The 16,606-nt window shown below is 64.4% G+C and carries 13 protein-coding genes; 6 read left to right on the top strand and 7 right to left on the bottom strand.

Going from position 1 to position 16,606, the window contains the following annotated elements; translation table 11 throughout:
- Window positions 1–159 precede the first annotated feature (159 nt).
- Window positions 160–2,262 (top strand): methionine--tRNA ligase, encoded by a 2,103-nt coding sequence (metG, locus tag KI612_RS17200; RefSeq protein WP_226441285.1) that lies wholly within the window; start codon window positions 160–162, stop codon window positions 2,260–2,262.
- Between the two features lie 472 nt (window positions 2,263–2,734).
- Here the strand turns inward: metG and KI612_RS17205 are convergent, their stop codons facing one another.
- A complete protein-coding gene (locus KI612_RS17205; protein WP_226441286.1) occupies window positions 2,735–3,880 on the bottom strand; it encodes an ABC transporter substrate-binding protein in 1,146 nt (381 codons plus the stop codon).
- Window positions 3,881–3,931: 51 nt separating this feature from the next.
- On the opposite strand from KI612_RS17205, the gene KI612_RS17210 reads away from it, so the two are divergent.
- Window positions 3,932–4,267: a hypothetical protein gene (locus KI612_RS17210; RefSeq protein WP_226441287.1), complete on the top strand. Its 336-nt coding sequence runs from the start codon at window positions 3,932–3,934 to the stop codon at window positions 4,265–4,267.
- Here the strand turns inward: KI612_RS17210 and KI612_RS17215 are convergent, their stop codons facing one another.
- Window positions 4,268–4,462: a CopG family transcriptional regulator gene (locus tag KI612_RS17215; protein WP_226441288.1), complete on the bottom strand. Its 195-nt coding sequence runs from the start codon at window positions 4,460–4,462 to the stop codon at window positions 4,268–4,270. It abuts the gene before it with no gap.
- Between the two features lie 103 nt (window positions 4,463–4,565).
- Here KI612_RS17215 and KI612_RS17220 point away from each other — a divergent pair, with 103 nt between their 5' ends.
- From KI612_RS17220 to KI612_RS17230, 3 genes are read left to right on the top strand one after another with little or no spacing between them, the layout of a single operon-like run.
- Window positions 4,566–6,257: a SulP family inorganic anion transporter gene (locus tag KI612_RS17220; protein ID WP_226441289.1), complete on the top strand. Its 1,692-nt coding sequence runs from the start codon at window positions 4,566–4,568 to the stop codon at window positions 6,255–6,257.
- A gap of 13 nt (window positions 6,258–6,270) precedes the next feature.
- Window positions 6,271–6,609, top strand: coding sequence for a zinc ribbon domain-containing protein YjdM (locus KI612_RS17225; protein ID WP_226441290.1), 339 nt, complete (start codon window positions 6,271–6,273; stop codon window positions 6,607–6,609).
- A 33-nt stretch (window positions 6,610–6,642) separates the two neighbouring features.
- Window positions 6,643–6,873 (top strand): hypothetical protein, encoded by a 231-nt coding sequence (locus KI612_RS17230; protein ID WP_226441291.1) that lies wholly within the window; start codon window positions 6,643–6,645, stop codon window positions 6,871–6,873.
- A gap of 4 nt (window positions 6,874–6,877) precedes the next feature.
- On the opposite strand, the gene KI612_RS17235 is transcribed toward KI612_RS17230, so the two are convergent.
- From KI612_RS17235 to KI612_RS17255, 5 genes are read right to left on the bottom strand one after another with little or no spacing between them, the layout of a single operon-like run.
- Window positions 6,878–8,335, bottom strand: a complete 1,458-nt coding sequence (locus KI612_RS17235) for a complex I subunit 4 family protein (protein WP_226441292.1) — start codon at window positions 8,333–8,335, stop codon at window positions 6,878–6,880.
- Window positions 8,332–9,825, bottom strand: coding sequence for a complex I subunit 4 family protein (locus KI612_RS17240; protein WP_226441293.1), 1,494 nt, complete (start codon window positions 9,823–9,825; stop codon window positions 8,332–8,334). Before KI612_RS17240 ends, KI612_RS17235 begins: the two co-directional genes overlap by 4 nt.
- A 5-nt stretch (window positions 9,826–9,830) precedes the next feature.
- Window positions 9,831–11,357 (bottom strand): proton-conducting transporter transmembrane domain-containing protein, encoded by a 1,527-nt coding sequence (locus KI612_RS17245; protein ID WP_226441294.1) that lies wholly within the window; start codon window positions 11,355–11,357, stop codon window positions 9,831–9,833.
- On the bottom strand, window positions 11,357–14,383 hold the full coding sequence (locus KI612_RS17250; protein ID WP_226441295.1) for a DUF2309 domain-containing protein: 3,027 nt from the start codon (window positions 14,381–14,383) through the stop codon (window positions 11,357–11,359). The genes KI612_RS17245 and KI612_RS17250 overlap by 1 nt, the downstream gene beginning before the upstream one ends.
- 1 nt (window position 14,384) lies before the next feature.
- Entirely contained in the window at window positions 14,385–15,830 is a 1,446-nt protein-coding gene (locus tag KI612_RS17255) for a complex I subunit 4 family protein (RefSeq protein ID WP_226441296.1), read from the bottom strand.
- A gap of 169 nt (window positions 15,831–15,999) precedes the next feature.
- On the opposite strand from KI612_RS17255, the gene KI612_RS17260 reads away from it, so the two are divergent.
- Window positions 16,000–16,599 (top strand): peroxiredoxin, encoded by a 600-nt coding sequence (locus tag KI612_RS17260; protein ID WP_226441297.1) that lies wholly within the window; start codon window positions 16,000–16,002, stop codon window positions 16,597–16,599.
- The last annotated feature ends 7 nt before the right edge of the window (window positions 16,600–16,606 follow it).

The following is a 16,606-nucleotide window of genomic DNA, read 5'->3' on the forward strand; positions in this document are numbered from 1 at the left end:
TGCGCATCGGCAATACGCAGACTGACTAATTTTACCAAGCCAACACAATCGTTTACCTTTCTGACACAAGTCCGGAAATTGGGGGCGCATGCGTTAAACGGCCGGGAAAGTGACGCATCGCGGTAAAATCGCGTTTTATTCATTCGCCTTCCGCCTCCCATGTCGCGCAAAATCCTCGTCACCTCTGCCCTGCCTTACGCCAACGGCGCCATTCACCTCGGCCACCTGGTCGAGTACATCCAGACCGACATCTGGGTCCGCTATCAGAAGATGGCCGGCAACGAATGCTGGTACGTCTGCGCCGACGACACGCACGGCACGCCTATCATGCTGCGCGCCGAGAAGGAAGGCATCACGCCGGAGCAACTGATCGCCCGCGTGCATGGCGAGCACTCGCGCGACTTCGCCGGCTTCCATGTCGGCTTCGACAATTTCTACAGCACGCACTCGCCGGAAACCCGCGAATGCGCCAACGACATCTACGCCAAGCTGAAAGCCAGCGGCCTGATCGAGACGCGCACCATCGAGCAGTATTACGACCCGCAGAAACAACTCTTCCTGCCCGACCGTTTCATCAAGGGCGAATGCCCGAAGTGTCACGCCAAGGACCAGTACGGCGACAACTGCGAAGTCTGCGGCGCCGCCTATGCGCCGACCGACCTGATCGAGCCGTACTCGGCCATTTCCGGCGCCAAGCCGGAGCTGCGCAACTCGGAACACTATTTCTTCAAGCTCTCCGACCCGCGCTGCGAAGCTTTCCTGCGCCAGTACACCAGCAAGGCCAACGGCACGCTGCAGGCCGAAGCCGCCAACAAGATGCAGGAATGGCTGGGCGCGCCGGGCGAAAACAAGCTGACCGACTGGGACATCTCGCGCGATGCGCCCTACTTCGGCTTCGAAATTCCCGATGCGCCGGGCAAGTATTTCTACGTCTGGCTCGACGCGCCGATTGGCTACATGGGCTCGTTCAAGAACCTGTGCGCACAAAAGGGCCTCGACTTCAACGAGTGGTTCAAGCCGGACTCGACGACCGAGCTCTACCATTTCATCGGCAAGGACATCCTCTACTTCCACGCGCTGTTCTGGCCGGCCGAACTGGCCCACGCCGGCTACCGCACGCCGAGCAAGATCTTCGCGCATGGTTTCCTGACGGTCGACGGCGCCAAAATGTCGAAATCGCGCGGCACTTTCATTACCGCCGAGAGCTTCCTCAAGACCGGCCTCAATCCGGAATGGTTGCGTTATTACTTTGCCGCCAAGCTGTCGAACACCATGGAAGACATCGACCTCAACTTCGACGACTTCTGCGCCCGCGTCAATTCCGACCTGGTCGGCAAGTACGTCAATATCGCCAGCCGCTCGGCCGGCTTCATCAGCAAGCGCTTCAACGGTCAACTGGCGCCAGCCGATGAAAACCTGCCCGCCATCAAGGCGATCCAGGAAGCGGCCGGACGCATTGCCGATCTTTACGAAGCCCGCGAATTCGGCAAGGCGATGCGCGAAGTCATGGCCCTGACCGACGGTGCCAACCAGTACGTCGATAGCGTCAAGCCCTGGGAACTCGCCAAGCAGGAAGGCAAGGAGGCCGAACTGCACGCCGCCTGCTCGAACGCGCTCAACCTGTTCCGCCTGCTCACCGTGTTGCTCAAGCCCATCCTGCCGATCATCGCCGGCAAGGTCGAAGCCTTCCTCAACATTGCGCCGCTGACCTGGACCGACACGCAAGGCCTGCTTGCCGCCGGGCACGGCATCAACACCTACGAGCACCTGATGACGCGCGTCGATCCCAAGCTGATCGAGAAGCTGGTCGAGGCCAACAAGGAGTCTCTGGCCCCGGCCGCCGAAGTCGCAGCGGTCGACGTCAAGAAAACGGCAAAAACCGAAGCGGCCGCCGGCAAGAAGGAAGCCGCGCCGGTCGCCGATGGCCTGTGCAGCATCGATGACTTCATGAAGATCGACCTGCGCATCGCGCGCATTGCCAACGCCGAACATGTCGAAGGCGCCGACAAGCTGATCCGCCTGTCGCTGGATATCGGCGAAGAGCAGCCGCGCCAGGTCTTCGCCGGCATCAAGGCCGCCTACGACCCGGCAACGCTGATCGGCCGCCTGACCGTGATGGTCGCCAACCTGGCACCACGCAAGATGAAGTTCGGCATGTCGGAAGGCATGGTCATGGCCGCCTCCGATCCGGATGGCAAGACGCCGGGCATCTACCTGTTGTCTCCCGACTCGGGGGCGCAACCGGGCATGCGAGTCAAATAATCCGGAACCGAAAAAAGGGCCTGAATTTCAGGCCCTTTTTTTATTGCAGCGCAGCAAACCCCGGCCCAAACCTCAAGTAACACTTTAAGTTAGCAAGCCAATCCAGCCTCCAGTTTTGTCCTTTTCAAACTATCCACAAAAACTGTGGATAAGTCTGTGAATGAATCGTGGGTGAATGCGCTAAGTCACCGTCCCACAAGGCTTTTCCTTACCCTGCCTCAAACTTGAGCTAAACACTAAGCCATTGATTTAATTGAATATATTAAATCGATATGTAATTTAACAAATCCGTCATCGTCAAGGGGTTGGCGCAAAAAAATATTGTGCCCACTGTGTATAAGTCGAGGCTTGACTTCATGGTTGTCAAGCGATTTCACAACATTTTTTTACAGTGTCAGGCAAAAAAAAGCCCGCAGCGCACCGACATCATCGGGCACCGCGGGCGGCAGCAAGCGCGCTGCGCTGCGTCAGATCAATCCTTGAGCAACACCCACTTGCCACCCTTGACGGTCATCATCACGCGCGAACGCTGATCCATGCCATTGTGATTCTGGGCCGTCATGTTGAACACGCCCTGCGCACCAACCACCTCCTTCGACTGTTCGAGCACATCGCGCAGCGCGATCCGGAACTCCGGCGTGCCCGGCTTGGCCTTTTTGAGCGCCAGGGGAATCGCCTTCTGCAGCAGCAGACCGGCATCCCAGGTATTGGCGCCGAAGGTGGACATCGTCCCGACCCCGTAGCGACCTTCGTAAGCCTTGATGTAGCCGAGCGCCACCGCCTTGATCGGGTTGCTGTTCGGCAGATCGTCGGCGGCGAGCAAGGGCCCGCCCGCCATCAGCGTGCCTTCGACCACCTTGCCGCCGAGGCGGATGAAGTCGTTGGTTGCGACGCCGTGCGTCTGGTAGATGCGGCCCTTGTAGCCCTTTTCCTGCAAACCGGCCTGCGGCAGCACGGCCGGGCCGCCGGTCGCGGCGATGAACACGGCATCCGGACGCGCCGCAATCACTTTCAGCACCTGGCCGGTCACCGACTGGTCGGTGCGGCTGAAGCGTTCGTTGGCAATGATGCTCAGACCGGCCTTTTCAGCCAGGCCGCCGAAGACCTTGAACCAGTTTTCGCCGTAGGGATCGTTGAAACCGATGAAGCCCAGCGTCTTGACGCCATTGGCCGTCATGTGGGCGATCACCGCCTCGGCGATCAGATCGTCGTTCTGCGTCGTCTTGAACACCCACTTCTTCTTGTCGTCCATCGGCAGCACCACCGACGAAGAACCGACCGTGGTCAGCAGCGGCGTCTTCGACTCGGCGACGAAATCGAGGATGGCCAGCGCGGCCGGCGTCGTCGTCGGGCCAATCAGCGCATCGACCTTGTGTTCGGCGAGCAGTTTCTTGACACCGGTCACCGCATTGGTCGGATCGGAGGCATCGTCGAGCACGATGTACTCGATCTTCTGGCCGGCGATCTCATTCGGCAGCAGGGCGACGGTGTTCTTTTGGGGAATGCCGACCACGGCGGTCGGACCGGTCGACGAAGCGACAACGCCGATTTTGATGTCGGCCTGGGCGACACCGGCCAGAACGAGCAGCGCGGCAAGCAGGGAAAACCTTGAAAGCATGGAAACACCTCTTGAGGCAGAATGAGCGATTCCGCATTATAGCGACCACAAATGTTCAATTCGCCAATTCGCCCGCCCCGCCCGAGCCTGACCGGGCCGATTTTTCTCTACGCCCTGGCCGATGTGTTCGGGCTTTCCTGCGTTGCCATCGGCGGCAGCTGGTTTGCCGGCGGCAAGGGCGCGATTTTTACCGGTTTTCCGACGTCGACCGCTGAGGCCGTGGCCTGCACGCTGGGCGGCGCGGCCGTGATGTTCTGGGCAATGGGCAAGATCCTGCGCGAGATTGCCAAACAGACACCGGCGATGCAGGCCCGCTACGACGCCTATATCGCCGCGCACCATCCGGACAAGGTGCGCCCGAAGGCGCCCGAGTCAAGCGCCGACTGACTATTCGCCGGCCTTGCCGGCCGGCTTCAGCCAGACCGGCAGCTCGCGTTCGCCGGCATTGTCGAGGATGTACTGCCGGATCAGCCGGCGCACGACCTGCGACGGCGTCAGGTCCTGGCTCGCACATATTTCTTCGAAAATCTGCTTCTTTTGCGGGTCGATCAACAGGGTCAGGCGGGCGGTGCGCTTTTCCATCGCAGCCTCCAGGGAATCAGATTGCATCATGTTAACATATGATTAACATTGACGAATAACCGGCTGCTCATATAATCACCGGCTCACTCCCCGAGCGCGCGCCATGAAAATCGCCTTCCATCCCAAGTTGCTGGATTGCCTGCCCGGCTACAACCGCGCCCAGTTTGCCAAGGACCTGGCCTCGGGAATCACCGTCGGCGTCCTCGCCCTGCCGCTCGCCATGGCCTTCGCGATCGCCTCGGGCTGCTCGCCGGCGGCCGGCATCTGGACGGCGATCATCGCCGGTTTCATCACTGCCGCCCTGGGCGGTTCGCGCGTCCAGATCGGCGGACCGACCGGCGCCTTCATTCCCATCGTTTATGGCATCGTCGCCCTGCATGGCTACGCCAACCTGATGGGCGCCACCATCCTCGCCGGCATTTTCCTGCTCGCCATGGGCCTGGCACGCATGGGACAGCTGATCCGCTTCATCCCGGTCAGCGTCGTCATCGGCTTCACCAACGGCATCGCGGTGGTGATCTTCCTCGCCCAGATCAAGGATTTCTTCGGCCTGAAGATCGACAACCTGCCCGCCGAATTCTTCCACCGCATCAAGGCCCTGGCCGCCAACGCCCACAGCGTAGACCTGCCGACCCTGGGCCTGGCCAGCGCCTGCTTCATCTTCCTGATTTCCTACAACCGCCTGGCGCAGCACGTCGCTTTGCTGCGCCGGGCGCCCGGCCCGCTCGCCGTGCTCATCGTCGGCACGCTGGTTTCCTTCCTGTTCGACCTGCCGGTGGAAACCATCGGCAGCCGCTTCCATGGCATCCCGCAGGAACTGCCGGCGCTCGGCTTCCCCGACCTGTCGATCCACGATTTCGGCAAGCTGATCTCGCCGGCGATCACCATCGCGCTGCTTGGCGCCATCGAATCGCTGCTCTCGGCGCGCGTCGCCGACGGCCTGATCGACGACCGCCATGATCCCAACCAGGAACTCGTCGCGCAGGGACTTTCCAACATCGCCGCCCCCTTCTTCGGCGGCTTCGCGGCGACCGGCGCCATCGCGCGCACCTCGACCAACGTCAAGACCGGCGGCCGCACACCGATTGCCGGCATCATCCACGCCCTCGTCCTGCTCGGCATCGTGCTGATCGCCGCACCGCTCGCCTCCTACGTACCACTCGCCACGCTGTCGGCGATCGTTATGGTCGTCGCGGTCAACATGGGCGAATGGCACGAATTCATGGAGTTGCGCCGCTACACCAATAATTACCGGGTGATCCTGCTCGCCACCTTCCTGGTCACCGTGATCTTCGACCTGACCATTGCCGTCGAGCTTGGCATGGTGCTGGCCTGCCTGTTCTTCATCTACCGCATGTCGGAATTGACCCGTATCGAGCGTCGACCGCTGCGCGAGGAAGCCGATGATCCGCATCTGCTCTATCCGGACGGCACGATGCGCGTCGCCGCCTGGCAGATGTTCGGCTCGCTGTTCTTCGGCGCGGTGAACAAGCTGGAAGTCCTGCTCGACCCCGCGGCCGGCCACCCGGAAGTCGTCATCCTCGACATGACGCAACTGATCCAGCTCGACACCACCGGCCTCGAAGGTCTGGAAAGCCTGCTCGACAAGCTGAAGAAGCGCGGCTGCACGCTGCTCGTCTGCGGCATGAACTCGCAACCGGGCTCGCTGCTCCAGCGCTCAGGCTTCATCGATCAACTCGGCGACAACAACGTCTGCGCCGATCTCTCCGCCGCCCTCAAGCGCGCCTACATCCTGCTGCCCGATCTGATGGGCGGCAACGAAGAAAATTACTGAAAAGGAAAAACCGATGTCCCTGCCCAACTGCCCGCAATGCAAGTCCGAATTCACCTACGAAGACGGCGCCATGTACGTCTGCCCGGAATGCGCCCATGAATGGAGCAAGGACGCCGCAGCCGACGCCGGCGAACAGGCCAAGGTCTGGAAGGACGCCAACGGCAACGTCCTGCAGGACGGCGACACCGTCACCGTGATCAAGGATCTCAAGATCAAGGGCTCGTCGTCGGTCGTCAAGGTCGGCACCAAGGTCAAGAACATCCGCCTGATCGACGGCGACCACGACATCGACTGCAAGATCGACGGCATCGGCGCCATGCAATTGAAGACCGAGTTCGTCAAGAAGGTCTAAGATCCGGAATCAAACCAGGCAAGGAGAACGGCCATGACCGCAGACCAACTGAAGGAAGCTTTCACTTCACCCTGGCCGTTCTTTGGCGTCAGCCCGCACGGCGACGTGCTGGCGCGCTACGTGCCGTTCGGCCCGGTCTTTCGCTGGAGCCGCAACCAGATGATCCCGATGCCTGTCCAGGGCAGCGACCTGTGCTGGCTGCTCCAGGCCGCGGCCGAAGAAGGCCACTCGATCACCGACACCGAAGCGCCCCGCAAGAAATAGGCGCTCAGCGCCCGAGCCCGGCCGCCCAGGCTTCCGCCGCCGGGCGGACAATCTCTATCCAGGGTCCGGGATAGATGCCGATCCCGGCCACCATCGCAATCAAGGCCACCAGCACCAGCCATTCGCGCGGCCGCAGGTCTTCGGCCTGCGCCACTTCCGGCCGCGTCAGCGGCCCGAAGAAAGCCTTGCGGTAAAGCGACAAAAAGCCGCCGGCCGCGATCGACAGCGCGAACAAGGCAGCCAGCCCGGCACCGGTATGGCTGTGCAGGGTCGCGATGATCAGCATGAATTCCCCGGGAAAGCTGCTCGTTCCCGGCATGCCGACCCCGGCCAGACCGCAGATCAGGAAACCGCTGGCCAACAGCGGCATCGTCTTCGCCGCGCCACCCAAACTATTGATATCGGTCGACCCGGTGCGCTGGCGCAAAAACTCGAGCAGGATGAAAGCGCCGCCGGTCGCCACGGCAAAGCTGAGCAGCAGCGAAATCGCGCCCTGCGCCGCCTGCGCGGTGAACGCCGACAGACCGAGCACGGCAAGGCCGACGTGGCAGATGCTGGCATAGGCCAGACCGACGCGCAGGTTGCTCTGCGCCAGCATGCCGACCGCGCCGTAGAGCAGCGCCAGCGTGCCGAGACCGGCAAGCAGCCAGTGCAGATCCTGCGCCGCCAGCGGTGCGAGCGGAATGGCGAAGCGCACCAGGCCGAAGGCGCCGATTTTCAGGCCGACCAGCAGTGCGGTCAGCGAGCCCGGCGCGGCGAGCGCGAACTGCGGCAGCCAGGTATGCAGCGGCACGAAGGGCACCTTGAGGCCGAAGCCGAGCAGCAGGAGCAGGAAGACCGCGTACTGGGTCGAGCGTGGCAGGTCGGCGGCGAGCAGCAGGCTCAGATCGAAGGTCGGCACTGGCTGGCTGGCGGCAAGCAGGATGAAGGCAAGCAGCAGCGGAATACCGCCGGCCAGCATGATCAGGAAATAGCGCGCCGCAACGCGGCCGGCATCGACTGTCGCGCCCCAGCGCCCGAGCAGGAAATAGATAGGCAACAGCGTTGCTTCCCAGAAGACGAAGAAGAGCAGCGTGTCGAGGGCGCAGAAAATGCCCAGCGTCGCGCTCTGCAACAGCAGCAACAGGCTGTAATGCAGGCGGCGATTTTCTTCGATGCTGTTCCAGCAGGCGACCAGCGAGCCGAGGAAGAGCAGCGCCGTAGCCGGCAAAAAGAGCACGGAAAGACCGTCGACCGCTACGAAATACTGCACATTCAGTCCGGCGATCCATACCGCCCGCTCGACGAACTGGAAAGGCTCGCCGGTCGGCACGAAAACGAACAGGATCCAGGTCGCGAGCAGCAGGCTCAGCGTCATGCCGGCCGCCACCAGATGCCGGGTCAGGCGCGCCGGCAGCAGCCAGAGCAGCGCTGCCGTTGCCAACGGCAGGAAAATGAGCAGGGAAAGCAGCGGCAGCTTCATCGCACAAACCTCGTGGCGATCGCCTGACTGGCGGCTTCCGTCAGATGCAGCCAGGGTTCGGCAAAGAAGCCGATAACCAGCAGGGCAAGCAGCGCAATGCCGCAAACGACGTACTCCATCAGCTGCGTATGTTCGACCTCGACCGCCCCCGTCTGCCGCTGGCTGAGGAAGGCGCGCTGGAAAGCCCAGAGCAGGAAGCCGGCGGCAGCGACGTTGCCGAGCGCAGCGGCGACTGTGGGCAGGGCGCCGAAATTGTCGATGGCTGCTTCGAGCACCAGGTGGGCGGCATCGAAACCGGGCGTGCCGGGCATGCCGACGATGGCCAGACCGCAGCCGAGGAAGGCAATGGCGAGGAAGGGAATGCGCTCGAACAGGCCGGACAGCTCATGCAGCTCGGTGGTGCCAGTGCGCCGGAAAACAAAGCCGACGATGAACCACATGCCGGTCACCGCCAGCCCGAAATTGGCGGCGAGCAGCACGGCACCCTGAATGCCGGATTCGTGCAGGCTAAACACACCGATCACCAGCAGGCTGGTATGGCTGACCACGGCAAAGGCAAGCAGCCGGCGCAGGTCGGACTGCTGGAAGGCGAGCGCCGCGGTGAAGAAGATCCCGGCCATCGCGAAGCCGACGACGTAGGGCTGCCAGTAGGCGACCGCCGTTGGCGTCAGCGGCAGCACGAAGCGCAGCATGCCGTAGATGCCGACCTTGACGCCGACCATCAGCGCCGGCGCGACGGCGATCAGCCCGTGCTGCGCCATGTTGGGCAGCCAGCCGTGCAGCGGAAAGAGCGGCGTGCGCACGGCAAGGCCGTAGAACAGCAGGTAGAAGGCGGCGGTCTGGAACTTCCCGACCGGCAGCGTCTGCTGCAGGTCGAACAGGTCGAAGCTCCAGCGCCCGGCATGCGCCTCGGCATGCCCCCAGCCGAGCACGACGCAACCGGCGGCAAAGAGCGCCCAGCCGAACGCCTGATACTGGACGAAGCGCGCCAGCGCCTGCGTCTCGACGCGTGAGGCCGCCCAGTGCCGGAGCAGGAAAACGACCGCCCACAACTCGAGCGCCGAGAAAGCGGCAAACCAGGCCAGGTTCAGGGTCAGCAGCATGCCGACCAAGCCGCCTTCGGCGAGCAGCAGCACACTGAACAGCAGACCCGGCGAGATGCGGCTGCGGCTCATGCCGTACAAGGTCATCAACAGCGTCAGCAAGGCGGCGAGCAGCAAAAAGACCAGACTGATGCCGTCGACCGCCACATGCCAGGCAAGCGGCGCGAAACGCTCGGCCAGTTGCAGCGCCGGCGAAGTCGGATCGATGCGCCCGACGACGTAGACGAGCAGCAGCAATTCGGCCAGCGCCAGGCATTTTGCCGCCAGCGCAGCGGTCGACCGCTGGCGCAGGGCCAAAACCAGCGCCGCGCCGAACAGCGGCAGCAGTTGCACGAGCAACAGCAGCGGCAGGCTGCCCTGCTGCGTCCAGAAAATTTCAGTCAGCACCGTATTCACAGGATCACCACGAAAGTCGCCATCACCGCCATCATCAAATAGCGCGGTTGTTCAAGCAGGTTTTCCAGCGTCCGCAGGTAGCTGCCCAGATGCTGCAACAGGCGTTCGGCCGTGCCGCCGCGACCGCGCAGCAGCAGGCGGTTCTCGATCCGTTGCAGGAGGTCGGAAACGCCCGCCAGGGCCCGGCCGGGCAGGCCATCGACGCGCACCAGCGGGCGCTCCGGCTGCACCGCGTGGCCGGCGCCGGGCTGGCCGATGGCGCGGTCGATGAAATGTTCCTCGAGGCCGCGCACGTCGCGTGCGAAGGATTCGGTCGGCTGCACAAACAGCTTGTCGGCCAGCGTATCCAGCCAGAAACGCTGTAGCGCGGCGGTGTACAGCCATTGCCGGCGCTGCAGCCAGGCCGGTGGCGGCGCCGGGCGGGCGCGCGTCAGGTCCAGCCAGGACGGCGCCAGCAGGAAGTGCCAGACGCGCCAGCCGGCATGCAGGCAGAGATGAATCAGCGCCAGCGTCGTCCAGCCGAGGCCGATCTCGACGAACATCAGGCCGACCTGGAAGACAGTGGCGAAGATCAGCGCCGACTTGACGTCGCTCTGCACCAGGCCGCACAGCCAGGCGTAGATGGCCGTCGCGGCGCCGGCCACGACCAGCCCGAGCATGACGTCGGGCACTTCGACGAGGAGCGGTTCGAGGCGCAGCATCAGGTAGACGCCGGCATGCACCATGACCGCGCCGTAGAAGATCGCCGAGGACGGCGTCGGGCCTTCCAGCGCGCGCGTGATCCACGGCGTGAAGGGCAGTTGCGCCGACTTGGCGAGGGCGGCGATAACGAAACCGATGATCAGCAGGCGGGCATTGACGACGCTGATCTGGTGCGCCTTCGACAAGGCCGTCCACTCGAAACCGCCGAGCCAGGCCGCGGCAAGCGCCAGCGCCAGCAGGAAACCGGCATCGCCGCCGCGATTGGTGACGAAGGCGAACAGCGCATTGCCGGTCGCCACCGGCCGGTGCCAGGCGTAACCGATGAGCAGGAAGGACGAGACGCCGCACATTTCCCAGCCGACGAAGGCGAGCAGGCCGTTGCCGGCGAGCAGCACGAGCTGGATGCCGGCCAGGAAGAAGGACAGCGCGATGAAGAAACGATGGAAGCCGGCCTCGCGATGCAGGTAATTGGCCGAGAAGCGCGTCACCAGCCAGCCGATCAGCGCGGTCAGCGTGCCGAGCGTCAGCGACAGCGGGTCAAGCATGAAGGAGAAGGTCGCCTCCCAGTTGCCGGTGCCGAACCAGTGGCCGAGCCGGTGATGGCCGGGCGCGCCGTGCAGCAGCGCATGCAGGTCGATGGCGAGGAGCAGCAGCAGGCCGGCGAAAGCGGCCAGCGACGCCAGATTGGCGGTCAGCGGCTCGCTGGCATCGCCTTTGGCGAGACCGAGCAGGACGCGCGCCGCGTTGACGGCGACAGCGAGCAGCGGCAGGGCCGGCACCAGCCAGATCCAGTCGTGCAGGGCGGCAAGCATTTCCAGCATCAGGCAGCTCCGAGAATGATGGCCGGGGCCAGCGGCTCTGATTCGCCGGCAAACCAGTCGGCCGAACGCGCCACCTGCGGCAGCGCGCTACCGCCGTCCCAGGGCAACCAGCCACGGCGCGGGCAATATTGTTCGAGCGCACCGGTCAACGGGTCGCAGGCGGCCAAAACGACCCAGGCATTGCCGATCAGTTCCTGCAGCGCCGGCTGGCGGTACAGGATGGCGGTCAGCACGGCCGGCGTCTGTTCGACGACGACGAGCAGGCGCATCGGCTCGTGGATTTCGACCATTTGCAGCGGTAGGCCGGTACGCAGGTCGGAATCGGCACCTTCCATGACACCGAACAGGCCGGTGATGTTGTGGGTGATCTTCGAGCCGCAGCCGAAGACATCGTTATTCACCGTCGAGAAGTAATATTCGAGCGAAATCCCGGCCCCGACCGGACCGGCCGCAAGCAGGATGCCTTCGACGATTTTTCCTTCGTCGTCGCCGACCGGATCATAGGAAATCAGGAAGACGCGACGATCGAGGAAGAGGCCGCGGCTCATCGTGCGGCGGCCGATGAAGGCGGCGGCATTGGTCGCATGGCCGAGTTCCGGCCGCGCCTGCGAGATGTCGTTGGCGCGGCCGCGCATGTGGCGCAGCGCCAGCCAGGGATTCGGCCGCTCCGGTGCCGAGGCGAGCCGGCGGCAGCGCTCGGCGGCATGCGCCCGGCAGGCCTCGCCGACTTGCCGGACCAGGGTTTCCAGCGCCCCCTGAAAGACGGTCGGCACGGTGTCGAGGTCGTACCATTCGACGCCGTCGTCGCAGGTGTTGTGCTCGGCGGCGACGAACCAGCAAGAGTCGGGAATGCTCAGGCCGCGCGCCGCCAGCCCGGCGCGCACTGCCGGCCGGTTGGCCATGCTGGCGAAAACGCGGGCATTGGCGCCGCCATGCTTGCCGGAACAGGCGCCGCAGGCGTAGGCCGAGTAATGGGGATTGTTGCGGCTGCCCGAGCCATGGCCGAACATCAGAACCAGCGGCGCAAAATTGTCGGTCAGGCCGATCATGCGCAGGAAGGCTTCCACCCGGTCGACCTGCTCCAGATCGGTAAAACCGGCCTGCGGTTGTGCCGGGGTACCGGGACTCGCCTCTTCGGCGGTCAGCGCCAGTTGCGTCGGCAGGCGCCCTTCGAACCATGTTCGCCAGCGCTTGACGGCAGCGCCGAACCAGCCCGGCGCCAGCGTCGTTGCGGTCAGCGCGGCGAGTGCCGGCACGCCGGCCAATGCCGTCAGCAGCGGCCCGCCCAAAGCCCGCCGGCGGGTTGCCTGGTAGAGGCGTTCGCGCCAGCGCAGGCGGCTTTCACGCTGCGCGACATGCCGGGCCAGCCCGGCCACCGCGGCGGGCCGGACGGTCTCGCGCACGAGGTGGGTCGGTTGCACGACGACCGGGCAGAGCGCACTCTTCTCCGGATCGTCGAGGCCCTGCCACCACATCGGCACGCCGAAGAAACCGGCAGCGCCATAGGTCATGATGTCCGGCGCGATTTCCTCGAGATGACGGCGCGTCCCCTCCTCGCGGTCGTCCATGCACATCACGACCTGGGCGGCCGGTGCCGCAATGGGGAAGTGGCGATACTGGTTGGCACGCAGGCCGGCGAACAACTGCTCGCGATAATGCCGCTCGTAGGCGAGCAGCCAGAGCTGGCCGCGCTCTGCATCAGAGAGTTCGGCGGCAACGGCGAGCAGACGCTGCGCCGCAGCCGGCGTCAGCGCGTCGAGCACCGCGGGCGGCAAGGCCAGGTGACGCAGCAGGCCCGCCAGGCGCGAGGCGGATGAGACTTCGACCGGGCGAGCCGCGGCGATCTGCGCCGCCATTTCTGCCCATTTCTTCTCGTCGACCGCCTGCTGCTCATCGGCCAGCAACAAACGTCCGGCAGCATGCTGCAAGGCCTCGTCCAGACCGCCACGGCGAATGGCATCGCGCACGTAGAACTCGGCCGCCTCGGCCAGGTAATAGCCCTGCAGTTCGTCGAATTCCATGGCCGAGCCGGTCAGCCGGCGCAGCAGGTCTTCGCAGAGCAGGCGCTCAAGCAGCACACGCACCGCCAGGTAATCGACCATCGCGATGCGGCTGCCGTCACCGAAGCCGGGATGCCGGTCGCGCCACAGGAACATGCCGGACCAGCCCGGCTGCTCCAGCGCCAGGCGTTCGAGATAGACCGGCCAGTGCGCCTCGTCCGGCAGCAGGCGGGCCAGTTCGGCGAGCAGCACCTCGCCGGGGTCGTCCGGCAGCTGCGCGATCTCGTCGCGGATACTGTGCAGGTCGCCAATTTCCCAGAAGGCATCCGACGCCGCCGAGGCGCGCCAGGCGGCATAGAAGCCCTGTTCGCGCGCCGGGTTGCGCCAGGCCGCGACGCCGAGGTCGAGATGCGCGGCGAGCTGTCGCTGCAGCATGCTGCGCACCGTTTCCAGCACATCCTCGCCACTCAGGTGTTGCAGCAGACTGCGCAGCGTCCACTCCTTGCCGACCCGGGCACACAGCGCCAGCCAGCGCTGTCTGGCAACGGCAGGCCAGTCCTCGCCAGACGCCGTGTCGGCTGCGCCTGCGGTCAACGCCGTGGCGCGGGCAAAAAACGGATCGTCGCGCATGCCTTCCCGCGCCAGCCAGCCCTGGCGACTTGCCGTCGGTGCGTCACCCGGCGTCAGCAAACTGGCGAGCAGCACGTCGCGCCGCGTACAGCCGGCAGCGATCAATTCGTCCAGACCGCTCAGGCCGAGCTCAGCGAACGCGGCCTGCAGATCGCCGGCGTCGATCCGCCCGGCCGCATATGCCGCCCGAAAACGCTCTTCCGGCCAGTACATGCGGGCGCCAGTCAGTTCATTGACACTGGCCAACGCTTCGGCAAAAGGCAGATGCTGGAATCCGTGCAGCGTGTTGTGATGGACGAAATCGCGGATCGGCGCCTGCGCCGGCAGGATGTGCGTCAGGTGCTCGATCCAGTGCTGCAAACGTTCGCGGATGGGCAGTTCGGCAGCGACGTGCATCTCAGGCTCCGAACAGGCGGGCAAGCTGGCCGACGCTGCCGGCGACCAGTTCGAGCAGCGGGGCCGGCCACAGGCCAAGCCCGACGATGGCAAAAGCCAGGATGCCGGCCGCGCTCATCTCGGTGCGCGTCATGTCGGCCAGTTGCATCGGTTCGCCCTTGAGGCAGAGGCGGCCGATCACGCGCAGGCTGTAGGCGGCGCCGATCAGCATGGCGATGCCAAGCAGCAGCACCCAGCCCTGCCAGCGTGCGAAACCGCCGATCAGCGCATGCAGTTCGGCGATGAAGCCGGCGCTGCCCGGCAAGCCCAGCGCGGCAAGCAGCGCGAAGGCGATGAAGAAGGCGAAGCGCGGCGCCTGCCCGGTCAACGCGCCGTAATCGGCCAGATCGCGACTGTGCGTGCGCTGGTACAGCAGGCCGACAAGCAGGAAGAGCAGGCCGGCGGTCAGGCCGTGCGCCACCATCTGCATCACCGCGCCGGTCAGGCCGGTGACGTTGAGCGTTGCGATGCCGAGCAGCACGATCCCCATGTGCGAGATCGACGAATAGGCGACCATCGCCTTGAGATCCTGCTGCCGCCAGGCAAGAATGCCGCCGTAGAGCAGGCTGACGCAGGCGAGCAGGGCCAGCCAGTCCTGCGTCGCGAGCAAGGCGGCAGGCAGCGTTTCGGCAGCGCGGATCAGGCCGTAGGCGCCCATCTTGAGCAGCACGCCGGAGAGCAGGATGGACACCGGACTCGGCGCCTCGACGTGGGCCAGCGGCAGCCAGCCGTGCAGCGGAAAGACCGGCATCTTGACGCCGAAACCGATGAACAGGCCGGCGAAGATCAGCAATTGCATGTTGAGCGGCAAGCCGCGCCCGCCGGCCGCCATGTCGGCCATCGCGAAACTGTGGCCGGGTGCCGCGTCGTACAAAAAGAGCAGCGCGACCAGCATGAATACCGAGCCGCCCAAGGTGTACAGGAAGAAATTGAGCGCCGCCTTTTGCCGGTTCGGCCCGCCCAGGCGGTCGATCAGGAAGAACAGCGGCAGCAGCGTCGCTTCCCAGAACACGTAGAACAGCGACCAGTCACGCGCGGTGAATACGCCGAACATCGCCGATTCGAGGAGCAGGACGAGCATGAAATAGAGGCGGGCGCCCTCTTCCATACGGCGCGAGACAAGCACCGCGATCAGGGTCAGCAGGGCGGTCAACAGCACCATGGCGAGCGAAATGCCATCGACGCCGAGCGCAAAATAAGAGCCCAGACGCTTGTTCCAGGCCTGGCTTTCGAACATCTGGATGGCGGCACCGGCCGGCTCGAATTGCGCGGCCAACCAACCCGAATAGGCCAGCGCGGCCAGCGCGAAGAGCATGGCCGTCTGCCAAAGCGGCAGGGCGCGCCGGGCCGGCAGCAAGGCAACGGCTGCCGCCCCGAGCACTGGCATGAAAACCAGCACCTTCAACACTCCCAGATTCCCCCGGCGGTTTGTGTAACCGTCATTTTTTGCATTCCATAATTATGCCAGCGCCCCCACGGCAAAAGGCAAACAGAAAGTGGTTTGACAGCCCCTGCCCGCTTCGCTAAATTGGTTGTTTCCCCCAACCCCCAGATCACATCTTAATAAGGAGATCACCATGGCCGTTCTCGTCGGCAAGCAAGCCCCGGATTTCACCGCCACCGCCGTCTTTGGCAACAATGAAATCAAGGACCTGAAACTCTCCGATTTCAAGGGCAAGCCGGTTGTCCTGTTCTTCTACCCGCTCGACTTTACCTTCGTCTGCCCGTCCGAGCTGATCGCCTTCGATCACCGCCTGGAAGAGTTCAAGCAGCGTGGCGTTGAAGTGATCGGCGTCTCGATCGACTCCCAGTTCACCCACCTGGCCTGGAAAAACACCGCAATCAAGGACGGCGGCATCGGCCAGGTCGGCTACCCGCTGGTTGCCGACGTCAAGCATGACATCTGCCGCGCCTACGACGTCGAACTCGAAAGCGACGGCGTCGCCCTGCGCGGTTCCTTCCTGATCGACAAGACCGGTGTCGTCATGCACCAGGTCGTCAACATGCTGCCGCTCGGCCGCAACATCGACGAAATGCTGCGCATGGTCGATGCCCTGCAGTTCTTCGAAGAACACGGCGAAGTCTGCCCGGCCGGCTGGAACAAGGGCAAACCGGGCATGACCGCCTCGACTGAAGGCGTTGCCGCCTACCTCGCGAAGAACGCCAAGAAGCTGTAATTCGCCG

It is taken from the genome of Quatrionicoccus australiensis, from assembly GCF_020510525.1.
Lineage (GTDB): Bacteria > Pseudomonadota > Gammaproteobacteria > Burkholderiales > Rhodocyclaceae > Azonexus > Azonexus australiensis_B.